General features: G+C 61.6%; 18 protein-coding genes. 17 read left to right on the forward strand and 1 reads right to left on the reverse strand.

Features of this window, described 5'->3' with window-relative positions:
- Window position 1: 1 nt before the first annotated feature.
- The 6 genes from FYJ85_RS04950 to FYJ85_RS04975 all read left to right on the forward strand — a co-directional run bounded on the left by FYJ85_RS04950 (window position 2) and on the right by FYJ85_RS04975 (window position 7,396).
- Entirely contained in the window at window positions 2-1,426 is a 1,425-nt protein-coding gene (locus tag FYJ85_RS04950; protein ID WP_206212979.1) for a GH39 family glycosyl hydrolase, read from the forward strand.
- On the forward strand, window positions 1,423-3,573 hold the full coding sequence (locus FYJ85_RS04955) for a beta-galactosidase (protein WP_106053826.1): 2,151 nt from the start codon (window positions 1,423-1,425) through the stop codon (window positions 3,571-3,573). Before FYJ85_RS04950 ends, FYJ85_RS04955 begins: the two co-directional genes overlap by 4 nt.
- Window positions 3,570-4,739, forward strand: coding sequence for a galactonate dehydratase (gene dgoD / locus FYJ85_RS04960; protein WP_106053825.1), 1,170 nt, complete (start codon window positions 3,570-3,572; stop codon window positions 4,737-4,739). Before FYJ85_RS04955 ends, dgoD begins: the two co-directional genes overlap by 4 nt.
- A 65-nt stretch (window positions 4,740-4,804) precedes the next feature.
- A complete protein-coding gene (locus FYJ85_RS04965; RefSeq protein WP_154417162.1) occupies window positions 4,805-5,683 on the forward strand; it encodes a polyphosphate kinase 2 family protein in 879 nt (292 codons plus the stop codon).
- 152 nt (window positions 5,684-5,835) lie between these two features.
- A complete protein-coding gene (locus FYJ85_RS04970; RefSeq protein ID WP_106053823.1) occupies window positions 5,836-6,588 on the forward strand; it encodes a hypothetical protein in 753 nt (250 codons plus the stop codon).
- Window positions 6,589-6,697: 109 nt separating this feature from the next.
- Window positions 6,698-7,396: a hypothetical protein gene (locus tag FYJ85_RS04975; RefSeq protein WP_106053822.1), complete on the forward strand. Its 699-nt coding sequence runs from the start codon at window positions 6,698-6,700 to the stop codon at window positions 7,394-7,396.
- A 25-nt stretch (window positions 7,397-7,421) separates the two neighbouring features.
- Here FYJ85_RS04975 and xerD read toward each other — a convergent pair whose 3' ends face one another.
- Entirely contained in the window at window positions 7,422-8,321 is a 900-nt protein-coding gene (gene xerD / locus FYJ85_RS04980; RefSeq protein ID WP_106053821.1) for a site-specific tyrosine recombinase XerD, read from the reverse strand.
- A gap of 86 nt (window positions 8,322-8,407) precedes the next feature.
- Here xerD and FYJ85_RS04985 point away from each other — a divergent pair, with 86 nt between their 5' ends.
- The 11 genes from FYJ85_RS04985 (at window position 8,408) to FYJ85_RS05035 (ending at window position 20,780) form a co-directional block, all read left to right on the forward strand.
- Window positions 8,408-8,953, forward strand: a complete 546-nt coding sequence (locus FYJ85_RS04985; protein WP_158704061.1) for a DJ-1 family glyoxalase III — start codon at window positions 8,408-8,410, stop codon at window positions 8,951-8,953.
- 190 nt (window positions 8,954-9,143) lie between these two features.
- Entirely contained in the window at window positions 9,144-10,226 is a 1,083-nt protein-coding gene (tgt, locus tag FYJ85_RS04990; protein ID WP_154417163.1) for a tRNA guanosine(34) transglycosylase Tgt, read from the forward strand.
- A 164-nt stretch (window positions 10,227-10,390) separates the two neighbouring features.
- Window positions 10,391-11,623: a nickel pincer cofactor biosynthesis protein LarC gene (gene larC, locus FYJ85_RS04995; RefSeq protein WP_154417164.1), complete on the forward strand. Its 1,233-nt coding sequence runs from the start codon at window positions 10,391-10,393 to the stop codon at window positions 11,621-11,623.
- Window positions 11,624-11,740: 117 nt separating this feature from the next.
- Window positions 11,741-12,040 (forward strand): HU family DNA-binding protein, encoded by a 300-nt coding sequence (locus FYJ85_RS05000; RefSeq protein WP_106053817.1) that lies wholly within the window; start codon window positions 11,741-11,743, stop codon window positions 12,038-12,040.
- A 132-nt stretch (window positions 12,041-12,172) separates the two neighbouring features.
- On the forward strand, window positions 12,173-13,438 hold the full coding sequence (gene hisS / locus FYJ85_RS05005) for a histidine--tRNA ligase (RefSeq protein WP_154417165.1): 1,266 nt from the start codon (window positions 12,173-12,175) through the stop codon (window positions 13,436-13,438).
- A gap of 24 nt (window positions 13,439-13,462) precedes the next feature.
- On the forward strand, window positions 13,463-14,113 hold the full coding sequence (locus tag FYJ85_RS05010; RefSeq protein WP_106053815.1) for an adenylate kinase: 651 nt from the start codon (window positions 13,463-13,465) through the stop codon (window positions 14,111-14,113).
- 2 nt (window positions 14,114-14,115) lie between these two features.
- Window positions 14,116-14,886, forward strand: coding sequence for a type I methionyl aminopeptidase (gene map / locus FYJ85_RS05015; protein ID WP_154417166.1), 771 nt, complete (start codon window positions 14,116-14,118; stop codon window positions 14,884-14,886).
- On the forward strand, window positions 14,868-15,086 hold the full coding sequence (gene infA / locus FYJ85_RS05020) for a translation initiation factor IF-1 (protein WP_106053813.1): 219 nt from the start codon (window positions 14,868-14,870) through the stop codon (window positions 15,084-15,086). The genes map and infA overlap by 19 nt, the downstream gene beginning before the upstream one ends.
- Before the next feature lie 112 nt (window positions 15,087-15,198).
- Window positions 15,199-16,407, forward strand: a complete 1,209-nt coding sequence (locus FYJ85_RS05025; RefSeq protein WP_154417167.1) for an acetate/propionate family kinase — start codon at window positions 15,199-15,201, stop codon at window positions 16,405-16,407.
- A 36-nt stretch (window positions 16,408-16,443) separates the two neighbouring features.
- Entirely contained in the window at window positions 16,444-17,451 is a 1,008-nt protein-coding gene (pta, locus tag FYJ85_RS05030; protein WP_106053811.1) for a phosphate acetyltransferase, read from the forward strand.
- A gap of 440 nt (window positions 17,452-17,891) precedes the next feature.
- Window positions 17,892-20,780, forward strand: a complete 2,889-nt coding sequence (locus FYJ85_RS05035) for a beta-galactosidase (RefSeq protein WP_206212980.1) — start codon at window positions 17,892-17,894, stop codon at window positions 20,778-20,780.
- The last annotated feature ends 4 nt before the right edge of the window (window positions 20,781-20,784 follow it).

The raw sequence follows: 20,784 nt of genomic DNA on the forward strand, positions 1-20,784 counted from the left end.
AATGAGTGGTTTGAAACGGCTCGGGGCGGTCGCTCCGGTACATGCCCGGGACGTGCGGAACTCCGTCTGGGGACTCGGGTTTGAAAAGCTCGACCGCAATGTGTTCGACCCGGGGAAGGCGTATGACAAAGTGGCGGCGCTCGGCGTCAAATGGATCCGGATTCAGTCCGGCTGGGCGCGGACCGAACGGAGCGAAGGCGTTTACGACTTCGCCTGGCTCGATTCGATCGTCGACAATCTCGTGTCGCGCGGCCTCGTCCCGTGGATCTGCCTCTGCTACGGCAACGGCATATACGACGAAGCGGCGGCGCAGGTGTTCGGCGCGGTCGGCTGCCCGCCGATCCATACCGAAAAGCAGCGGCGGGCGTGGCATGACTATGTCGTTGCGACCGCGGCCCGGTATCGCGGCCGGGTCCCCCGCTTCGAAATCTGGAACGAACCCGACGGCCGCTGGTGCTGGAAGCACGGCGTGAACGGCGCGGAAACCGGTGAATTCACGAAGGCGACCGCCGCCGCGGTCCGCGAAGGCAATCCGGAGGCGGAGGTGATCGGCGGCGTCATCTGCTGCTGCGATTTCGGCTGGCTGACTGATTTTCTCGAAACCGGCGCGGCTGCTTCGCTCGACGCCTTCAGCTATCACAGCTATACGCCGGACGAACGGGTCGGGCTCGGGAATTTCCGGCGGCTGCGGGCGCTCGTCCGGCGCTGCAATCCGGAGATCGCCTTCATCCAGGGAGAGACCGGCACCCAGTCGCGCGAAGGCGGGGCCGGAGCGCTCCGTGAAGGCGCCTGGACGCCGGAACGGCAGGCGAAGTTCCTCGCCCGCCATCTGCTGGTCCATTTCGCGCAGGGAGTCGAAATCAACTCTTATTTCTCATGCCTCGACATGGTCGAAGCGCTGAACGGCAAGGTCGGCGACCGCGGCAGCTATCTCGATTACGGTTTCTTCGGCGTGCTGGGAGCGGAGTTCGATGCCGAAGGACGGTCGACCGGGGAATATGCGCCGAAGCTTTCGTACCGGACACTGCAGACGCTCGCCGCGATTTTCCGCGAAGAGTGCGCCGTTGAGCCGCTGCCGTTCCGTTTCATCACCGGGCTGCATTCGCCGCGCATCATGCGTCATGACGATTCGGGAGAGGAACTGTTCACATACGGCTTCCGCAAGCCGGACGGGGCCGGATTCGTCTACTGGCATCCGGCCGAGCTGCTGACGACGGCCGGATACGAATCGACCGTTTCCGTGGAGTTTGCCGGGGTCGAAGGCGAACCCGTGCTGGTCGACCTGCTGAACGGCGAAATATATGCGCTGCCGCCGGAGATGGCGGAGACGGACGGAAAGGGACGATGCAAATTCCTCCATTTGCCGGTCCGGGATTATCCGCTGCTGCTGGCATTCGGGAATTTTACCGGGGAGATGGAAAAATGACGGAACGTTTTTTTCCGGTCGGAGCAACTTATGCGCCGCTGCCGAAGGCGACCGAAGTCGATATCGCGGAATGGCCGCGGGATATCGGGAACATCGCGAAGCTCGGGCTTACCGTATTCCGGCTCTTTCTCTGCTGGGACCGGGTTGAGCGGGAGCCGGGCGTGCGGGATTTCTCCCGCATCGATCGCGCGTTCGACCTGGCGGAGAAACACGGGCTCAAGGTGATCGGCAACGTCGGCGGCACCTTTACGAACCTGCAGGCGATCTATCCGCCGCGCCACCTTGTCTACGACCGGCACTGCACGCTGCTGAAGCCGAAGCCGGATTCGCCGGAGGAGCTGCGGTTCAACCGCTTCAAGCTCTGTTATGACGATCCGGTCTATCAGGAGCTCGCGGCGGAATTCATCCGCGAAGCGGTGTCGCGTTACAGGGACCGCCCGTCGCTGCTGGCCTGGTCCGGCTGGAATGAACCGCGCCTGTCGGAGTGCTACTGCCGTCACACCGTCGCGCTCTACCGGGAGTGGCTGGAGAAAAAATACGGTGCCCTCGAAGCGCTCGCCGAGGCGTGGAGCACGGAGTTCCCGGTTCGTTTCCGCAGCTGGGAGGATGTGAATCCGCAGCCCGAAGCGAGTTTCGAAGCCGGCGGCTACCGGCCGTTTCTCGACTGGAGGGAATTCACCGCCTGGAACCGGACCTGCAAATTCAATCTCGTCAGGAGCTGGATCAGGTCCGCCGACCCGGATACGCCGGTCATCTCGCATATGTGCTGGCCCGGCGACGCCGATATCTTCGGCGAAGAGGATATCCTCGGCACGAGCATCTATACGATCCATGCCCAGGGGAAAAGCGATACCGGATTTTCCGCGTATGAGTTCACGACCCATCAGAACGTCCACCTTCTGCCGCAGGGAAGGCGGGCTTTCCGCCGCGATCCGGAGGGATTCTGGGTGGTTGAAACCGAAGCCGGCCCGGTCAGCTGGGTCCACAACCTCGTGCCGCGCGGCTACTCGCCGCGCAAGATGAATGCGCGCGACCTGCTGTTCGTCGCCCACGGCGCCCGGGCCGTGCTGCGCTGGCTCTACCGCAGCCGGATTTCGGACGCGCAGGCCGGGGAGTTCAACCTGGTCGGCTGGGACGGCCGGATCACGGACCGCGCGGCGGCGTTCGGAGAACTTTCGCGCTTCCTGAATGAACATGCGGACGATTTCCTGAACCATGTCGCGGACCGCTCCGGCGTCCTGATACTCGATTCGCGCGACTGCGAAGCGATGGCGGAGGCGGAGGGCTATCGCGGCCGGTACAACAATGCCCTGCCGAATCTCTACAACGCGCTGCTGCATATCGGCATCCGGGCCGAAGTCTGCAACCTGCGGCAAATCCGCGAAGGCATACTCGACGGCGCGAAGGCGCTGTTCATCCCGTTCCGGCCGTACGTCGATCCGTGGATGGAGAAGGTGCTCCGCCGCTTCGTTGAAAACGGCGGCGCGCTGATTGCCGAGTCGCCGTTTGCGCTGAAGGGGAGCTGCGGCATTCACTACGAGGTGACGCCGGGCGGCATGACCGATCTGTTCGGCGCGCAGGTCTACGATCTCGGGAAGCTGCCCGGCTCGGATTGCGGCGGCATTCCGGCTTTCGATTTCAGGGCGGAAATGGAGGTCGCGGCGGGGACGGTCGAGGCGCGTTTCGCCGACGGAGCTCCGGCGGTCGTGTCGCACGCATACGGGAAAGGGAGAACCGTGCTGTACGCATCGCAGCTTTCGATGGCGTACCAGATCGAACGGCCGTTCTATCCGAACGACGTTCCGGTTTTGTCGTGGGAGCAGGCCGGGCCGTTCCGGCGGGAGCTGGCAAAACAGCTTGAAAAATCCGGCATCCTGCCGAAGTGGAGGATTTCCGGCGCCGGCGGCGAAGCGCGGAAATATATTCAGGTCGTGCCGCGCCGGCAGCCGGACGGCCGCGGTTTGTGGTTCGTGTTGAACATGGATGATGTGCCGCGTGAATTTTCGCTCCGTTTCGACGGGGCGGAGAAGATGCGGCCGCTCGGCGTTTCCGCCGGCGATGAAACTGCGGAGTTCCGCGACGGAGCATTCAATTTCAAGCTCGGAGAATGGGGGTGGGCGGTGCTGGCCGCCGCGAATGGAAAATGAAGATCACGAAACTGAAGACTTATATCTGCAACTGTTTCCGCACGAACTGGGTGTTCGTCAAAGTCGAGACCGATTCCGGCATTCACGGCTGGGGCGAAGCGACGCTCGAGTACCGAGAGCCGACCGTCGCCGCGGCGATTCATGACCTTGAAGGCTGGCTGATCGGCAGGGACCCGCACAATATCGAGGCGTTCCGCCACGACTGTTACCGCGATGCGTACTGGCGCGGCGGCCCGGTCCTGATGAGCGCGCTCGCCGGCGTCGAAATCGCGTTGTGGGATATCAAGGGCAAAGCGCTCGGCGTTCCGGTCTGGCAGCTGCTCGGCGGCAAGGTGCGCGACGCGGTCCCGATCTACGTGAACGGCTGGTTCGCCCCGGCGAAAACGCCGGATGAATTCGCCGCGAAGGCCGCCGCGGTCCGGGAGCACCGTTTTCTCGGCTGCAAGTGGGACCCGTTCGGCAAGGCGTGGCAGCAGATCGGCAGGCGCGAACTCGACTCCGCCATGGAGTGTGTCCGCAAGGTCTCCGAAACCGTCGGACAGGATGTGCTGCTGCTGATCGAGGGACACGGCCGTTTCGACATTCCGACCGCGGTGAAGATCGGCCGGCGGCTCGAGGAGTTCGACATCTGCTGGTTCGAGGAGCCGCTGCCGCCCGATGACCTCAACGGCATGCGTGAAGTCAAGGAGCGCGTGCGCGTGTCGCTCGCGGCCGGCGAACGGCTCTACAACCGCTACGAGTACCGGCAGTTCTTCGACCTGAACTGCGCGGATTACATCCAGCCCGACATTTCGCACGCCGGCGGCATCTTCGAAATGCGGCTGCTCGGCGCCGAGGCGGAGGCGCGCCACATCGGTTTCTGCCCGCACAATCCGTCCGGGCCGGTCGCGAACGCGGCGACGCTGCAGCTCGCCGGCTGTGTGCCGAACTTCGTGATCCTCGAAATGATGATGACCGACGTGCCCTACCGGGCGGAAATCTGCGACGAGGAGCTCGTGGTGCGCGAGGGCAGGATGGTCATTCCGGACCGCCCCGGCATCGGCATCGACCTCGACGAAAACGAACTTCTGAAACACCCGTACCAGCCGGTCGGGCTGCGCCACTACCGTGGCGACCTGACCGATATCCGGCCGCCCGATGCCGTGAAATATTACCGGGTCGGGTGACTTCCGCTTGCAATCCGCGCCCGGGCTGTCTATATTGAAGAGGAACCAACCGGGGAGGGCGGAGAATGGATTTGCGTAAAGAGTTGATGGTCAGTCCGGGGGAGAAGGTCGATCTGGGCCGGATCGATCCCGCCGGCACGTTCGGGTTCGGCAAGGACGACGAAATCCTGAAGGAGACGGCCGGGAACAGCGCCGAGCTGGCGAAGCTTCAGTTCGACCTGTACGCCGAGGGGAAGCGCTCGCTTCTCGTCGTGCTGCAGGGGATGGATGCGGCCGGGAAAGACGGCGTCATCAACCACGTTCTCGCGCCGCTGAATCCGCAGGGGTGCCGGGTGCAGTCGTTCAAGACGCCGAGCGCGCTCGAGCTCGCGCACGATTTCCTCTGGCGCGTCCATATGGTCGCGCCGAAGAAGGGGGAGATCGTGATCTTCAACCGGTCGCATTACGAGGACGTGCTGATCCAGCGCGTTCACAAGATGGTTCCGGAAGAGGTCTGGCGCGAGCGTTACGAATTCATCAACGATTTCGAAAAGCTGCTTGTGAAGAGCGGGACCGTGATCGTCAAATTTTATCTCCACATCAGCCCGGAGGAGCAGCTCAAGCGGTTCAAAGACCGGCTCGACGACCCGTCGCGGCAGTGGAAAATCAGCAGTGCCGACTATGCCGAACGCAAGCTCTGGCCGGAATACCGGAAGGCGTTCGAAGAGGCGCTCGAGCGCTGCTCGACCGCGCAGGCGCCGTGGTATGTCATCCCCGCCGACAGGAAATACTTCCGGAATTACGCCGTTTCGCGCATCCTGGCCGACACGCTGAAGGAGATGAGGCTCGAACTTCCGCCGGTGTCGGTCGACATCGCCGCCGTCCGGGAGGAGTATGCGAATGCAAAGCAGCTGGAAAAAGAGGGCCTGGGGCCGGACGGAACTCCTGCGAAGTCTGCGAAATGAGGAGCCTTAACGTATTTTTCCGGCAATTATTGTAAAAAAATATAAAAAAAGCGGTAAAACAATTTGCTTTTTCGGAGAATTGATTATAGCTTAACTGACAAGAAAATTCGTTTGCGGTCACCTTGCATAACTAAAACAAAGGGGAAAAGGGTATGCATATTGTATATATCGCGTTGATGATTCTGGCTTTGATCGGCATGATTGTCTGCAGTAAGAAGCAGAAGACGAATCCGGCCATGCAGCCGGTCGCGTTCGTGCTCTTCGTCGTGGTCGTGATCAGTGCGGGGCTTCTCCTCAACGAGATGAATGTTTTCGGCACGCGTGACGGCCTGCTCGAGAACGAGATGAAGTTCTACGCCTCGCAGGGCACCAAGACCGGTGACTATCTCAAGACGACGTTCCCCGGCAAGAAGGTTCTGCTGGTCGCCGACCCGGGATTCGAAAAGAATGACAACGTCAAGAAGCTTGCCGACGCCCTCCAGGCCGGTTACGGCGGCGAGGTGGTGACCGACACCGTTCAGCTTCCCGGCAACCAGGCCGATGCTCCGATGCCGCTTTATATGATGATGAAGGCAGCCGACTTCGACGCAATGGTCGACAAGCATCCGGATTGCGGCGTCATCGTGACCACTGTCGGGCTGCCGCAGGACGCGAATCGCCTGAAGTTCATGAAGCAGTCGGCCGACAAGCGTCCGGCGCTGTTCCTGATGGGTCTGCCCTCCGGCCCGGTGCCGGGGATCATGGCGGCGCTGCAGAGCGGCATCATCACGGGCCTGATCATTTCGAACCCGGATGCGAAGTACGATGTGCCGGCCCCGTCCGACCCGATGAAGGCGTTCGATATCCGCTATGTGCTCGTCACCAAGGAAAATGCGGATCAGTACAAGGCGCATTTCTCCAACTGAGTTTCGGGTTTCTGAGAAACGGAGTCACCACCGGATAGCGTATTGCCATACACTGTCGGGTGGTGTTTTTTTTGATAATCACTGTCTGAGGTAATGAGGGGTAACTGGGATGGCCAAATTCTTCAAAACGCTTCTGGCGTTTCTGTTTGCAACGGCCTCCGTGTCTTTTGCGATCATGGTGTTTTCCGGCGGGGCGCTGTTCTGGCACCGCCAGTTCGGCGGTTTGAGCGATGATCTGCTGGAAAATGAGATGGCGTTTTATGCTTCTCAGGGATACGAGGCCGGAGTTTTTCTGAAGGGAACGGAGCCGAACCGGCAGCTGCTGCTTCTGGTCGATCCGGACTTTCACCGGAATGAAAACATCAAGCAGCTGGCTTATGCGATGATCGAAGGGTACGGCAGCAGCGATGTCATGCTCGACACGATCCAGCTGCCGGTGGAGCTCTCCGAGATGCCGATGCCGCTCTATATGTCGATGACGGCGGAGGATTTCGATAAAGTCGTGGAGCGTTATCCGGATGCCGCCGTCGTGATTTCCACGATCGGCCTCCCGTCGGATATCGAGAATCTGAAGTTGCTCAAGAACGAGGAAGGGCCGAGGATTCTGCTGCTCGGGCTGCCGTCCGGACCGATTCCGGGGCTGGTCGACCTGATTCGGAGCGGCAAGGTCGCGGCTGTGGTGTTCTCAAACCCGAAGGCGCGTTATGACGTGCCGGCGCCGAAGGACCGGACGGAGGCGTTCAAGATCCGCTATGTGCTTGTAACCAAAGATAATCTGGACGAATTCCGCAATCTCTTCGCGGATTGAGCCACGCGCGGGGGGCCGCCGGCGGTCAGCCGCGCGGATGGAATTTCCTGTGGGTTTCCCGCAGGCGCGCGGCATCGACATGGGTGTAAATCTCCGTCGTCGCGATATCGGCATGTCCCAGCATCTCCTGAATGACGCGGAGGTCCGCGCCGTTGGCCAGCAGATGGCTCGCAAACGAATGCCGCAGTGTGTGCGGATGGATGTTTTTCTTGATTCCGGCCCGGGCGGCGGCCTCCTTGACTACGGCCCAGACGCGCTCGCGGTCGAGCTGCCTGCCGTTGCGGGAGAGAAATACGAACGGGGAGGCCGGATTTTTCGCGGCCAATACCGGGCGTGCCTCGGCGAGATAGCGCTGCAGGAGTTCGAGCGCGGCTTCCCCGACCGGCACCATGCGGGTTTTCTCTCCTTTGCCGGTGACGCGGACCAGGTGATTGTCGAAGTCCGGCGCGGCCAGCGGCAGGTTCGTCAGCTCCGAAACCCGCAGCCCGGAGGCGTAGAGCAGTTCGAGCATCGTCCGGTTGCGCAGCTCGAGCGCCGTACCCTTTTCGGGCCATGCGTTCAGGAATGCGTTGACTTCGGAGACGGTCAGAAAGTCCGGCAGGACGCGCCAGAGTTTCGGCGATTCCAGCACTGCAGCCGGATTCTCTTTGATCAGCCCCTCCTCTTCGAGATGGCGGTAGAGCATTTTGATCGCCACGAGACGGCGGGCCAGCGTCGCCGGCTCCATGGCGCGCTCGGAGTGCCCGAAGTTCAGGTAGTTGACAATCGTTTCGCGTTTGACTTCCCGGAAGGAGTCGATGCTGCGGGCGGTAAGCCAGGCGGCGTAGTCTTCCAGATCGCGCCGATAGGCGTCGGCCGTATTGCGCGAAAGACCGCGTTCAATGGTGAGGTAGCGGAGAAAATCGGTGAAATCCCGTTCGAACATGATTGTCGGAGACCATTCTGGATGTTATATTAAATGCGTGCAATTATTAATCTATCCTGAAAATGATAAATCGTCAAGGGGGTTTTGTGAAGAAGATTGCAATTATTCTTGCCGACGGTGTCGAAGAGACGGAATTCATTGCGGTCGGCGATGTCCTGCGCCGGCTCGGTATGGAGGTGACGGTTGCCGGTTTGCATCGCCTTGAGGTTAAGGGAGCTCACGATTTCGGGCTGAAGGCGGACCGGTTGCTGGCGGAGTGTTCCCCGGCCGGATTTGACGCCGTTTTCCTTCCCGGCGGCATGGGCGGAGCGCTTGCGATGTACAATTCCGTGGCCGTGGTGGAATTCGTGCGGGAGATGGAGCGCTCCGGCAAGATCGTCTCCGCCATCTGTGCCGCGCCGATTGTTCTTGCGAAAGCTGGAGTTCTTGAAGGAAAGAAGTTTACGATGTATCCGGGGCTCGGCGAATATCTGCCGGACGGCTGTGTCCCCGGCGAAGGTGCCGCCGAACGGGACGGCCGGATCGTGACCGGAAAGGGGCCCGGCGCGGTCTTCGCCTTCGCTGCGGCTCTGGCCGGAGCGCTCGGGGCGGAAACCGATGAGCTCTATCGGGCCATGTTCGTAAAATTATAAGTTTGGAAGCGGCTCGTTAATCCGGTTCGGGGGTGATTCATGCGCCCGTTTCCGATGCCGGAGACGGCCGAACTGTTTCGGAAATATTTGCCGCCGAAGTTGGAAAACCGCCTGGGATGCGGATAAAGTATATCGTGAATTGCGGAGCAGGTCCGCTGTTCCGGCCATTTTAATTTTTCAGGAATTTTTTATGTTTGAAGTACTCTCCCGTTGCGGGAATGCCCGGCGAGGCGTCCTTACGACCCGCCGCGGAACCGTTCAGACGCCGGTGTTCATGCCGGTCGGCACCCGGGCCAGCGTGAAGGCGATGTCGCCTGCCGAGCTTGAGGAACTCGGCGCCGAGATCATCCTCGGCAACACCTACCACCTGTTTCTGCGTCCCGGCATGGAGCTTATGGCGAAAGCAGGCGGACTGCACAGATTCAGCAGTTGGAAGCGGTCGATTCTGACCGATTCGGGCGGCTTTCAGGTGTTCAGCCTCGCGACGCTGCGGAAGATGGAGCCGGACGGCGTCCGGTTCGCGTCGCACATCGACGGCACGCGTTTCTTCCTCGGGCCGCGCGAGTCGATGGCGATCCAGCGGACGCTCGATTCGGATATCGTCATGGCGTTCGACGAATGCACGCCGTATCCGGCCACCTTCGAGCAGGCCGAGAAGTCGCTGGCCGTCACGACGCGCTGGGAGCGCATGAGCCGCGAACAGCCGCTGAACGACGGGCAGATCCGGTTCGGGATCGTGCAGGGTTCGGTCTATCCTGAGCTGCGGAAGCGCGCGGCGGAGAGCCTGGTTGAAATCGGGTTCGACGGTTATGCGATCGGCGGCGTTTCGGTCGGCGAAAGCGAGCCGGAGATGATGCTGGCGGTCGATGCCGCCGCGCCGCACCTGCCGGATAACGCGCCGCGCTACCTGATGGGCGTCGGCACGCCGCGCCAGATTGTCGAGAGCGTCGCGCGGGGGGTGGACATGTTCGACTGCGTCATGCCGACCCGGCTCGGCCGGCACGGTTCCGCCTTCGTCGGAGGCGGCGGGACCATTCCGGTCAAAGCCGGGCGCTATGCGGACGATTTCACGCCGATTGACCCGGAGTGTTCCTGTTATGCCTGCCGGAACTTCACGAAGGCGTATATCCGGCATTTGTTCAACGTCGGCGAGATCCTCGGCGTGCGCCTGGTGACGCTGCACAATCTGCACTATTTCCTGAACCTGATGCGCCGGATTCGCGCCTCGATCGAAAACGGCACGTTCGAAGAGCTGCGGAAAGAGTTCCAGTGAGATTCCGCGATCCGAAGGGTTGAGATATCCCGGGATTCCGCGCGGGACGGCGCCGCAGCGGAATCCGGAAGGTTTGCATCGCGCTTCAAGGAGCGGGGCCAGGCGGAAGGCTTGACTTTCCGGATATCCGGCGTTACAGTAAAAAGGTTAAGGATTTTACTTTTATGAAAATCATTCGGTTTGACAGTGTCGGCGGTGCGTCGGGGGATATGATCCTCGGCGCGCTGATCGCGTTGGGGGCGGACCGCGATACGATCGTTCGCGGCCTGGAGTCTCTGCTGCCCGGACATTTTACGCTTTCGGTCGAAGAGACGAGCTCCCACGGCATCGCGGGAGTCCGTGCCCGCGTCGCGCTGCCGGAGACGGAGCATCATCATCACTGCCGCGGAGAGCACGGGCAGGAGCATGGACACCACCACCATGATCACCACGCGTTCCGGGAAATCCGGGCGCTGATCGAAGGCTCCGCGCTGCCGGAGCCGGTGAAACGGTCGTCCGTTGCGGTTTTTGCGCTGCTGGCCGAAGTGGAGGGGAAGATTCACGGCAAGGCGCCGGAGGAGGTTTCGTTCCACGAAGTCGGCGCGGTCGATTCGATCGTCGACATCGTCGGCTGCTGTTACGGGTTTCATCTGCTCGGCGCGGAGGCCGTATCGGTCTCGCCGCTGCCGACCGGTCAGGGGACTCTTGAGTGCGCGCACGGCGTCATGCCGATTCCGGCGCCGGCCACGGCCGAGCTGCTGACGCGCGGACTTGAGATCGCCCCTTCGGACGAGCCGTTCGAATTGCTGACGCCGACCGGCGCTGCGCTGCTGGCGGCGTGGCCGCATGCCGCGGTTCCGTCCGGTTCGCGGGTGCTGGCGGCCGCGTCTTCGTTCGGGCGGCGCGAACTGCTGCACCGTCCGAACCTGCTGCGCGCCATGCTGATCGACGCGGCGGAGCGGCCGGAAGGGGAAGAGGCGCTCGAGGAGCTCTCCTGCAATCTGGACGACTGCACGGGCGAGGTGACCGGCTATTTGATCGAATGCCTGTTCGCCGCCGGCGCGCTCGATGTCTGGACCGAGGCGATCCAGATGAAGAAGCAGCGTCCGGGAGTGAAGCTCTGTGTGCTGACCCGCCCGGAGGAGCGCGAAACCATGCTTGCGCTGATTTTCCGCGAAAGCACGACGCTCGGCGTCCGGATTGCCCCGCTCGCGCGCCGGAGTCTTGCCCGGCGGGAACGGAAGGTCGTGACGCCGCGGGGAGAGATCCGGGTCAAGGTCGCATACGGCGCCGACGGCGGGGTTCTTTCCGTAAAGCCGGAATTCGAAGATTGCCGCCGGATCGCCGAATCCGGCGGCCTGCCGCTGAAAGAGGTCATCCGTGACGCCGCGGCCCGGTTCGGAAACGGCGGAGCGTAAAAAAATCCGCTTTTTTCACCCGGAGATATTGACTAAGGGCGATTTTGGCGTAATATTATCTAACTGTAAAAAGAAGAGAAACTTAAAAACCTTTCATACATAAAATGGAGATTGAAAATGACCAAGCGTGATTTGGTGGTTAAGATTGCCCGCGAGACCGGCTTTATCCAGAATGATGTGGCCGAAGTCGTGCAGAAGACCCTCGACTATATCGCGGAAGACCTGATTGCCGGGAACACGATTGAACTCCGCAACTTCGGCGTTTTCGAGATCAAGGTCCGCAAGAGCCGCAAGGGCCGCAATCCGAACCAGCCCAAGAACGAAGTCGTGATTCCGGAACGCGCCGTGGTCAAATTCCGCGCCGGAAAAGAGCTGAAAGAGGCCGTCGAACAGCTTGATCCGAAACAGTTCAAGTAATCCGGCCGTCTGTTATGAGTCGAACGCACGCCTGACGAATGCATTCATTTTCGTCGGGCGTGGTTTGTTTTGCCGGGTTCCGGAATCGCGGAATGCGGAACGGAATCACGGCTGAAACTGGGAGTTTTTGAAATGGCGACCTTTGCCCCCCCGCCCGGTACGGCGGACATTTTCGCGGACGAGGCGCGCCGCTGGCGGAATCTGGAAAACACCGCTGCGGCGGTCTTTTCCAGATACGGTTACGGTGAGCTCCGGACCCCCGTTTTCGAGTACACCGAAGTGTTTCAGAAGGGCCTCGGGAACGAGACGGAAGTGGTTCAGAAGGAGATGTATACCTTCGAGGACCGTGGCGGCCGGAGCCTGACGCTGCGCCCCGAGGGCACGGCGGGCGTCATGCGTGCGCTGTCGTGCACCGATGTCATGAACGGCGTCGAGCAGCGGGTCTACTATTACGGGCCGATGTTCCGCGGCGAACGCCCGGCGGCCGGACGCCGCCGCCAGTTCCACCAGGTCGGTGTCGAAAACGTCGGCCGGGTCGCGCCGCTCATCGATGCCGAATGCATCGCGATGCTGATGGACTATCTGCATTCGATCGGGATCACCGACGCGAAGCTCGCGATCAATACGCGCGGCGTCATGGAGGACCGCGGTCCGGCCGGAAAGCTGCTCGCTGACTATTTCGGGCGGCATATCGACGGCATGTGCGACGACTGCAAGGCGCGGCTGACCCGCAATGTCTGGCGCATCCTCGACTGCAAGCAGGAGGCGTGCCGGAAGGTCGTCGCCGAAGCGCCGGATTATGTCGCGAGTTTCAGCGAGGCGTCGCGCGCCTACTTCGACGAAGTCCGGGCGGCGCTTACCGCGCTCGGCGTCGAATACACGGTCGATCCGCTGCTGGTGCGCGGGCTCGACTATTACGTGCATACCGTTTTCGAAGTCACGCACGGCGGACTCGGCGCGCAGACCGCGATCGCCGGCGGCGGCCGTTACGAACTCTATCTGCCGGGCCAGAAAAAGCCGGTCCCGGGCGTCGGTTTCGCGGCCGGCATGGAGCGGCTGCTGATGGTGCAGGACGTGCTCGGAGTCGGCGCGCCCGCCTCCCCGGTCCTGCCGGTCTACCTGGTCGGCCTCGGCGAAGAGGCGCGGATTGCGAATCTGAAGCTGGCCGGAGAGCTTCGCCGGGCCGGCATCCGGGTCGAGCTTGAGCTTGAGGAGCGCTCCTTCAAGGCGCAGCTCCGGAATGTGAATAAATCCGGCGCTCTTCTCGCAGTCATCCGCGGCGAGGAGGAGCTGAAAAAGGGAGTCGCCGCAGTCAAGACCATGGCGACCGGGGAACAGATCGAACTTGCGGATCCGGAGCTGGCCGGTTACCTGATCGGCTTCGCCCGGAACCTTTAACTTTACATCAAAGAGAGAAAGACAATGCTGAAACAGAAAAATCTGATCTTCGTCGGCGCTCCGGGCGCGGGCAAGGGAACCTTCTCGGCGCTGCTGCTCGAGCGTCATCCGATGGCGCATATCTCGACCGGCGACATTCTGCGCGACGAAGTCAAGCGCGACACCGAACTCGGCCGCGAGGCCGCAAAACTCATGAAGGAAGGCAAGCTCGTTCCGGACGAAGTCATTGCCGGGATGGTGCGCGAACGTCTCGCGCAGCCCGACTGCGATAACGGCTTCATTCTCGACGGCTTTCCGCGGACCATCCGCCAGGCCGAACTGCTTGAGGAGGCACTCTCCTCGCTCGGCAGGAAGCTCGACCGCGTCGTCTACTTCAAGGTCGACGACGATGTGATCCTGAAGCGCCTGACCGCCCGGCTGAACTGCAGAAAGTGCGGCAAGATCTACAACAAGCTCTTTATGCCGCCGAAGGTCGAGAACGTCTGCGACGACTGCGGCTCCGAGCTGTTCCAGCGGCCGGACGACTCGCTCGAGACCGCGAAGTCGCGCCTCGAGGTCTTCTACAGGCAGACCAGCCCGCTTATCGATTATTACCGGAAGCAGGGGCTGATGCTTGAAATCACCGAGACCGACAAGGACAAGATCTGCGCCGTTCTCGCGGCGGAGCTGGAATAATCATGTCGCGCGATCAGGTCATCCACACTCCGGAGGAGATTGCGCGGATTCGTCTCGCCGCCGCGGTTACCGCGCAGGTCCGCGACGAAATTGCCGCCCAGGCCCGGCCCGGCATGACCACGTTCGATCTGGATCAGCTCGCCGGCGAGCTGATCCGCGCGACCGGCGGGAAGAGCGCGTTTCTCGGCTATCGCGGCTACCCCGGCAACATCTGCATCTCGGTCAATGACGAAGTCGTGCACGGCATCGGCACGCCGGACCGCATTCTGCTCGATACGGACATCGTCAGCATCGATGTCGGCATCGAGCTCGACGGCGGCATCGGCGATACGGCGCTGACTTTCGGTTTCGGGGAGCTGACGCCGGATCTCAAGCGGCTGCTGCACGGCACGAAAGAGGCGCTGATGGCCGGTATCAAGCAGGCGAAGCGCGGAAACTGCATCCGGGACATCAGCCAGGCGGTCGAATCCACCGCGAAGAGGCACCGTCTCGGCGTGGTGCGCGAATATGTCGGCCACGGCTGCGGCGTGAAGCTCCACGAGCCGCCGGAGGTGCCGAATTTCGTCGGCTTCGGCCGCGGCGCGCTGCTGGTTCCGGGGATGGTGATCTGCATTGAGCCGATGTTGAATCTCGGGACGCACAAGGTCACGACCGATTCGCATGACCACTGGACGGTACGAACTCGAGACGGCGCCTGCGCCGCTCATTTTGAACATATGGTTTTAATCACAGAAAACGAATCGGAGATTTTAACGTGGCCAAAGACGACGTAATTCGCGTGGAAGGGGTGGTGCGCGAGCTGCTGCCCAACACAATGTTCAAGGTGGAGATCCAGACCGGTCATACGGTCAACGCCCACATTTCGGGCAAGATGCGCATGAACTTCATCCGCATCCTGCCGGGGGATTCGGTGACGCTCGAAATGTCGCCGTACGACCTGACCAAAGGCCGGATCGTTTTCCGCAAGAAATGACGCGGGCGAAGGAGCCTGGTCCGGGCTCCTTTCCCGCTTTTCTGCGGTCAGGCTGTTTTATCGATTGACGGTTAATCATATTCAATATTCAACGCAGGGAAAGAAGGAAGAAATGAAGGTACTGGTCATCAACGCGGGCAGCAGTTCGATGAAATTCACGCTGTTCTCGATGGCGAACAACACGGTTTTGGCCAAAGGACAGTTCGAGCGTCTCGGCACCGACAAGCCGAACATGATCTACAAGCGCCTGTCCGACGGGCTCAAGTTCGAAGGGATCGTACCGGTCAGGAATCTCGAAGAGGCGCTCAAGCGGGTCTGCGCCAAGCTGGTCGATCCGGCCGACGGCGTCATGAAGGACCTCGGCGAAATCGTGGCGATCGGCCATCGCGTCCTGCTCGGCGGGGAGAAGATCACGAAGCCGGTGAAGGTGGACGAGGGCGTCAAGGAGATCATCCGCGAATACATTCCGCTCGGGCCGCTGCACAACCCGGCCAACCTCGCCGGCATCGAGGCGTGCGAAGCCGCCATGCCGGGCATTCCGAACGTGGCCGTGTTCGACACCCAGTTCCATATGACCATGCCGCCGGAAGCATATCTCTACGCGATTCCGACCGAATATTACGAGAAGTACGGCATCCGCAAATACGGTTTCCACGGCACGAGCCACCGCTATGTGACGCTCGCCACCGCCGAATTCCTCGGCAAGAAACCGGAGGATGTGACGCTTATTACCTGCCACCTCGGCAACGGCTGCAGCATGGCGGCGGTCAAGAACGGCAAGGTCATCGATACGACGATGGGCCTGACGCCGCTCGAAGGGCTCATGATGGGCACCCGGTCCGGCGACCTCGACCCGGCCGTCGTGATCCACCTGATCGAGCTGGGTCATTCGACGAAGGAGGTCGACACGATCCTGAACAAGAAGTCCGGCCTCTACGGCGTCGGCGGCATCAACTCCGGCGACATGCGCGACATGATCAACGCGGCCGAGGGCGGCAATGAGCAGGCGGAGCTCGCGCTCAAGATGTTCGCCCGGCGCGTGGTCAAATACGTCGGCGCCTACTATGTCCTGCTCGGCGGGGCGGATGCGCTGGTCTTCACCGGCGGCGTCGGCGAATATTCGGTTCCGATGCGCAAGCGCATCACGAGCCAGCTCGGTGCGCTCGGCCTGAAGCTCGACGACGAGCGCAACAAGGAGTGCTTCGGCAAGCCGGGCGTGATCTCGACCGACGACAGCAAGTGGAAGATGATCGTCATGCCGACCGACGAGGAGCTCATGATCGCGACGGATACGGTCAACACGCTCGGACTCAAGAAGTAAACAACCTGAAAATTGATTGATTTGGAGTAAGTTGAAATGTCGATTCTGACAACCCTGATCGAACGCGCCCGGAAGAACCCGAAAGTGATCGTCCTGCCGGAAGGGCAGGACCCGCGCGTGGTCGCCGCCGCGAACAAGGCGGTCGAAGAAAAAGTCGTCGCAAAAGCCGTTGTGCTCGGCAGCGAGGCGGAAATCGCCGAAGCCTGCGCGAAGGCGGGCATCGCCGCTCGCAACTTCGAAACGATCGACTACCTGAACAGCGGGCTCTTCAACGATTTCGCCGCCGAGTTCTGCAAGATGCGCGAGAAGAAGGGCATGACGCCGGAGAAGGCCGCCGCGACCATGAAAAGCCGGATCTACTTCGGTGCGATGATGTGCCGCCGCGGCCTGGCCGACGGCCTGGTGGCCGGCAGCATCGCTTCGACCGCCGATATGCTGCGTGCCGCGTTCCACTGCATCGGGACCGCGCCGGGAATCAAAATCGCGAGCAGCTGCTTCGTGATGGACCTCAAGAGCCCGACTCCGTCCGGCGACGATGTGCTGCTGTTCGCGGATTGCGGCGTGAACCCGAATCCGAATGCGCAGGAGCTCGTCGACATCGCGCTGGCCACCAGTGCGACCTACCGTTCGCTGCTCGGCGGCCAGCCGAAGGTCGCATTCCTGTCGTTCTCGACCAGGGGCAGCGCCGACCATGAGATTCTGAACAAGGTCAAGGAGGCCGCCGCGCTGATGAAGGAGAAGATCGAGGCTGAAAAGCTCGATATCGTCGCCGACGGCGAACTTCAGGCCGACGCTGCGCTGGTGCCGGGCGTCGCCGCCGCCAAAGCGCCGGGCAGCCCGCTTGCAGGCGGCGCGAACATCCTGATCTTCCCGGACCTGAACGCGGGCAACATCGGCTACAAGCTCGTGCAGCGTCTCGCGAAGGCCGACGCCTACGGCCCGATTCTGCAGGGATTGGCGAAGCCGCTGAACGACCTGTCGCGCGGCTGCGTTTCCGAAGACATCTTCGGCCAGATCGTCATCACGGTCTGCCAGGCGAAGTAATTGTTTCTCCGATCAATCCGGCCCTTCTCCGCTTCCGGGCGGGGGAGGGCTTTTTTCTGCCCGGATGGCTTCGGACTCTGTTCCGGGCTTGCTGCCGCCGGACGGCATGAAGAGATCCGTCCCGTAATCGGAGCGTCGGTCGTCATGCGATTTTTCTTCCTGCCGTGAAATAGTTGCGGAGCCGGGTCGGATCTGTCGTCTCCTTGCCGGAGACGCGGGATATTTGCTTCGCTTGAGAAATCACGCCGGAATCGTAAGAGAGGCGGTTTTTCATCTTCGTCTGCCATATCGTAATTTTTTCAGAAATTTTGCCGTTCGCTATTGCTTTTTATGATATAGTTTGTCATAATTAAATATAGATCATAATGTGAATTTATAGATGGATGGTTGATTCGCAGGAAGGTGCCGGGAACGGCAGTCAACATGGGAGGATGCGGTCGATGAGACATTTTCTGATTGGAGCCGGATTTTTTGCGGTGCTGTGCGCTGTCGTGCTCCGGGTTCCGGCGGCGGAGCCCGAATGGGCAGGAAGGATGAACCGGGCGGAGAACTGGACGAGAAACGCTTCGGGAGAACTGAACATCGTGCAGGAGAACGGCGCTGTGCGGTTCGAAGCCTTCTTTGCCGAAGCCGGGGATCTCTGGTTCTATCCGGTTTTCGCGCTGCGGCAGTTCGATTCGGCGGCAGGTTGCACGGAGCTTTCGTTCGAGGTGAAGGCGGATTGTCCGGGCGGCATCAGACACGCCTTCGTGATTGCCGGCGGGCGTTATCTCGCCTATCCGGTTCCCGGCCCGGAGTGGCGGCGCGTGAGTGTGAAGCTGGACCCGGCCGATGCCGCAACGCTGCGGACGTTTTCGGTCGGCCTGAACCCGGAGAATCCCGGGAAAACCACGCTTCGGGTGCGCGGTTTCCGGCTGGTTGCGGACGGCGGGCCGGTCGATCCGTCGCTGCTTCCGCCGCTGCCGGTCGTGATGGCGGTAAAGAGCAAACCGGTCTCCGGAGTTTTTTACGACACCGAACCGGTCCGGTTCGAGTTTGGCGGATCGATCGCGGGAAATCTGCGTTACCGGGTTGCGGACTGGACCGGAGAGACCGTTTCCGCGGGAGCCTGGCCGGAGAACGGCGGCAGGCAGCTGACGCTGCCGGAGCTGCCGCGCGGCTATTATACGCTGGCGCTCGAGTCGGACAGCCGGAAATTCGGCGAACCGATGAGCTTTGCGGTCGTTGCGGACGCCTCGACGCGGAAACCGAATCCGGAAAGCTTCTTCGCCGTGGATACGGCGCAGAGCTGGCTCTCCGGCGCGAAGAAGTGGAACGAACGCTTTCCGGGCGAGCAGTACGGAGCGGTCAGCGAACTCTGCCGCCGGGCCGGTTTCAGTGTGGTCCGCGACCGTTTCGGCTGGAAACATGTCGAACCTGAACGCGGCGTTTTCGATCCCGGAGTTTACGAACGCAACGCCGCTTTGCTGGAGGAACGCGGCATTCGGATCTGCACGATTTTCGACATGGCACCGGCGTGGACGAAGCCGACGGATGACTTTCCGAATGATCTGGCGGCGGTGTACGAATCGTCGAAGCGGTTGGCCGGACAGTATCGCGGCCGGATTTTCGCCTGGGAATTTTTCAATGAGCCCGACAATGCTTTCCACGGGCCGGCCTGGCTTCTGGCCGCCGGAACCAAGGCGTTTTCGCTCGGTGTCAAGGCGGCTGATCCGGCGCTCCGGGTGCTGAACAGCTCTTTCTGCGTCTCCCCGCTGCAGCATTTCGCCCATACCGCGCTCAAAAGCGGCATCGGTGAATACATCGATGCCTTCAATTACCATGTGTACAGCTCGCTTTCGGATTATCCGTGGACGATTTCGCGGCTGCGTTCCGAGATGGCGAAGCACGGCCTCGGACACATGCCGGTTTGGCTGACCGAAAACGGCACGAATGTCGATGGAAACGCCGCGTGCCGGAGTTACCGCCCCGGCACGATGGTGCATTCGTTCCGGCAGGAGCTGCAGGTCGCCGAATTCGTGCCGAAATCGCAGCTTCTCATGCAGTCACTCGGGGTGGAGCGGGATTTCTTTTTCGTCATGACGCCGTACTGGGAAAACGAGGGGAAGAAGGATTGGGGACTGCTTCGCATGGACCTGACGGTCAAGCCCGCCTATGTCGCCTTCGCCGCGCTGAATGCGGAGCTCGGCAATGCGCGTTTGCTCGGCACGCTTGAACCGGCGGAGAACGTGTGCGGCTACCTCTATGCACAGCCGGACGGCACGCAGACGCTCGCATTCTGGAGCAAAAGCGGAATCGACGGCCGGGAGTTCGACGGAAAGGAACGGAAATTCCGCCTGAAGCAGCCGGACGGCAGCTACCGGCTGAGCGGCATTTTCGGCACACCGTCACGGGTTCGGTCGGAGAACGGCTCGCTCGAATTGACCGCGACGCGTTATCCGGCCTATCTCGGCGGACTTTCGGGATTGTCCGCGACGGTTCCGGTTCCGGCGGCGGCCGCCCCGGAGCGGCCGGATCAGTACGACCTTTCGATCGTGCTGAAGCCGGTTCCCGGGGAGGAGTTCAAGGTTGCCCGATCCGGTGCGTATGCGGATTTGACCGCGATCCCCGGCAAACTGACGCTTGAAGTGTACAATTTCAGCGCGGAGCCGAAAAGCGGTTTCGTCACGATGCGGGGCGGACGGGCGGCCGGACTTCCGGAGAAGCTGACGGTCGGACCATTTTCGAAGGTGGAAATTCCGCTTGAAGTCACGCCGGAGATTCCGGCGGGCGGCTGTCAGGTCGACCTGGCCTTCTCCGGCCGCTTCGGCGGCCGGGAGATCACACCCGCCGTCGTGCCGCTGATCCAGACCGGGGCGATGCTGGCGGAGAACGTCGGCCGGGAGCCGGAGTGGCGCAGCCCGGCCCGCTGGCGGGCGAATTCCTCCGGGGAAATGGAGATCTCCTTCGATGAGAAGGAGCAGGCGCTGAAACTGAAAACCGTCTTCGCTCCCGGCACCGACCGCTGGATCTATCCGGAATATCTGCTCGATCTGCCGGGCGAGTCATTGGCCGGGGCGGTCGGCATCACTTTCGAGATCAAAGCCGGGCCCGAGATCCGGCACGGCATTGCCTACACGGCGCTGATGGCGGTGCTCGACACGGTGCAGGAGCACGGCAAGGCGTTCTGGATGCGTTTCCCCGCGGTGTCGGACAAGTGGGAAAAGCGGATCGTGATCTTCGGCGGTTTCGATCCCGCCGGCGTCAGGATGCTGCGCATCGGCATGAATCCGAAGTGCGATGATTTCACCTACTACATCCGCAACGTACGGGTTGTCTACGGCAAATAATGGA

This window comes from Victivallis lenta, from assembly GCF_009695545.1.
Taxonomy (GTDB): domain Bacteria; phylum Verrucomicrobiota; class Lentisphaeria; order Victivallales; family Victivallaceae; genus Victivallis; species Victivallis lenta.

Excerpts from the sequence above, each read along its gene's own strand:
- FYJ85_RS04950 (WP_206212979.1), top strand. The coding sequence starts at position 2 with ATGAGTGGTTTGAAACGGCTCGGGGCGGTCGCTCCGGTACATGCCCGG.
- FYJ85_RS04955 (WP_106053826.1), top strand. The coding sequence starts at position 1,423 with ATGACGGAACGTTTTTTTCCGGTCGGAGCAACTTATGCGCCGCTGCCG.
- dgoD (WP_106053825.1), top strand. The coding sequence starts at position 3,570 with ATGAAGATCACGAAACTGAAGACTTATATCTGCAACTGTTTCCGCACG.
- FYJ85_RS04965 (WP_154417162.1), top strand. The coding sequence starts at position 4,805 with ATGGATTTGCGTAAAGAGTTGATGGTCAGTCCGGGGGAGAAGGTCGAT.
- FYJ85_RS04970 (WP_106053823.1), top strand. The coding sequence starts at position 5,836 with ATGCATATTGTATATATCGCGTTGATGATTCTGGCTTTGATCGGCATG.
- FYJ85_RS04975 (WP_106053822.1), top strand. The coding sequence starts at position 6,698 with ATGGCCAAATTCTTCAAAACGCTTCTGGCGTTTCTGTTTGCAACGGCC.
- xerD (WP_106053821.1), bottom strand. The coding sequence starts at position 8,321 with ATGTTCGAACGGGATTTCACCGATTTTCTCCGCTACCTCACCATTGAA.
- tgt (WP_154417163.1), top strand. The coding sequence starts at position 9,144 with ATGTTTGAAGTACTCTCCCGTTGCGGGAATGCCCGGCGAGGCGTCCTT.
- larC (WP_154417164.1), top strand. The coding sequence starts at position 10,391 with ATGAAAATCATTCGGTTTGACAGTGTCGGCGGTGCGTCGGGGGATATG.
- FYJ85_RS05000 (WP_106053817.1), top strand. The coding sequence starts at position 11,741 with ATGACCAAGCGTGATTTGGTGGTTAAGATTGCCCGCGAGACCGGCTTT.
- hisS (WP_154417165.1), top strand. The coding sequence starts at position 12,173 with ATGGCGACCTTTGCCCCCCCGCCCGGTACGGCGGACATTTTCGCGGAC.
- FYJ85_RS05010 (WP_106053815.1), top strand. The coding sequence starts at position 13,463 with ATGCTGAAACAGAAAAATCTGATCTTCGTCGGCGCTCCGGGCGCGGGC.
- map (WP_154417166.1), top strand. The coding sequence starts at position 14,116 with ATGTCGCGCGATCAGGTCATCCACACTCCGGAGGAGATTGCGCGGATT.
- FYJ85_RS05025 (WP_154417167.1), top strand. The coding sequence starts at position 15,199 with ATGAAGGTACTGGTCATCAACGCGGGCAGCAGTTCGATGAAATTCACG.
- pta (WP_106053811.1), top strand. The coding sequence starts at position 16,444 with ATGTCGATTCTGACAACCCTGATCGAACGCGCCCGGAAGAACCCGAAA.
- FYJ85_RS05035 (WP_206212980.1), top strand. The coding sequence starts at position 17,892 with ATGAGACATTTTCTGATTGGAGCCGGATTTTTTGCGGTGCTGTGCGCT.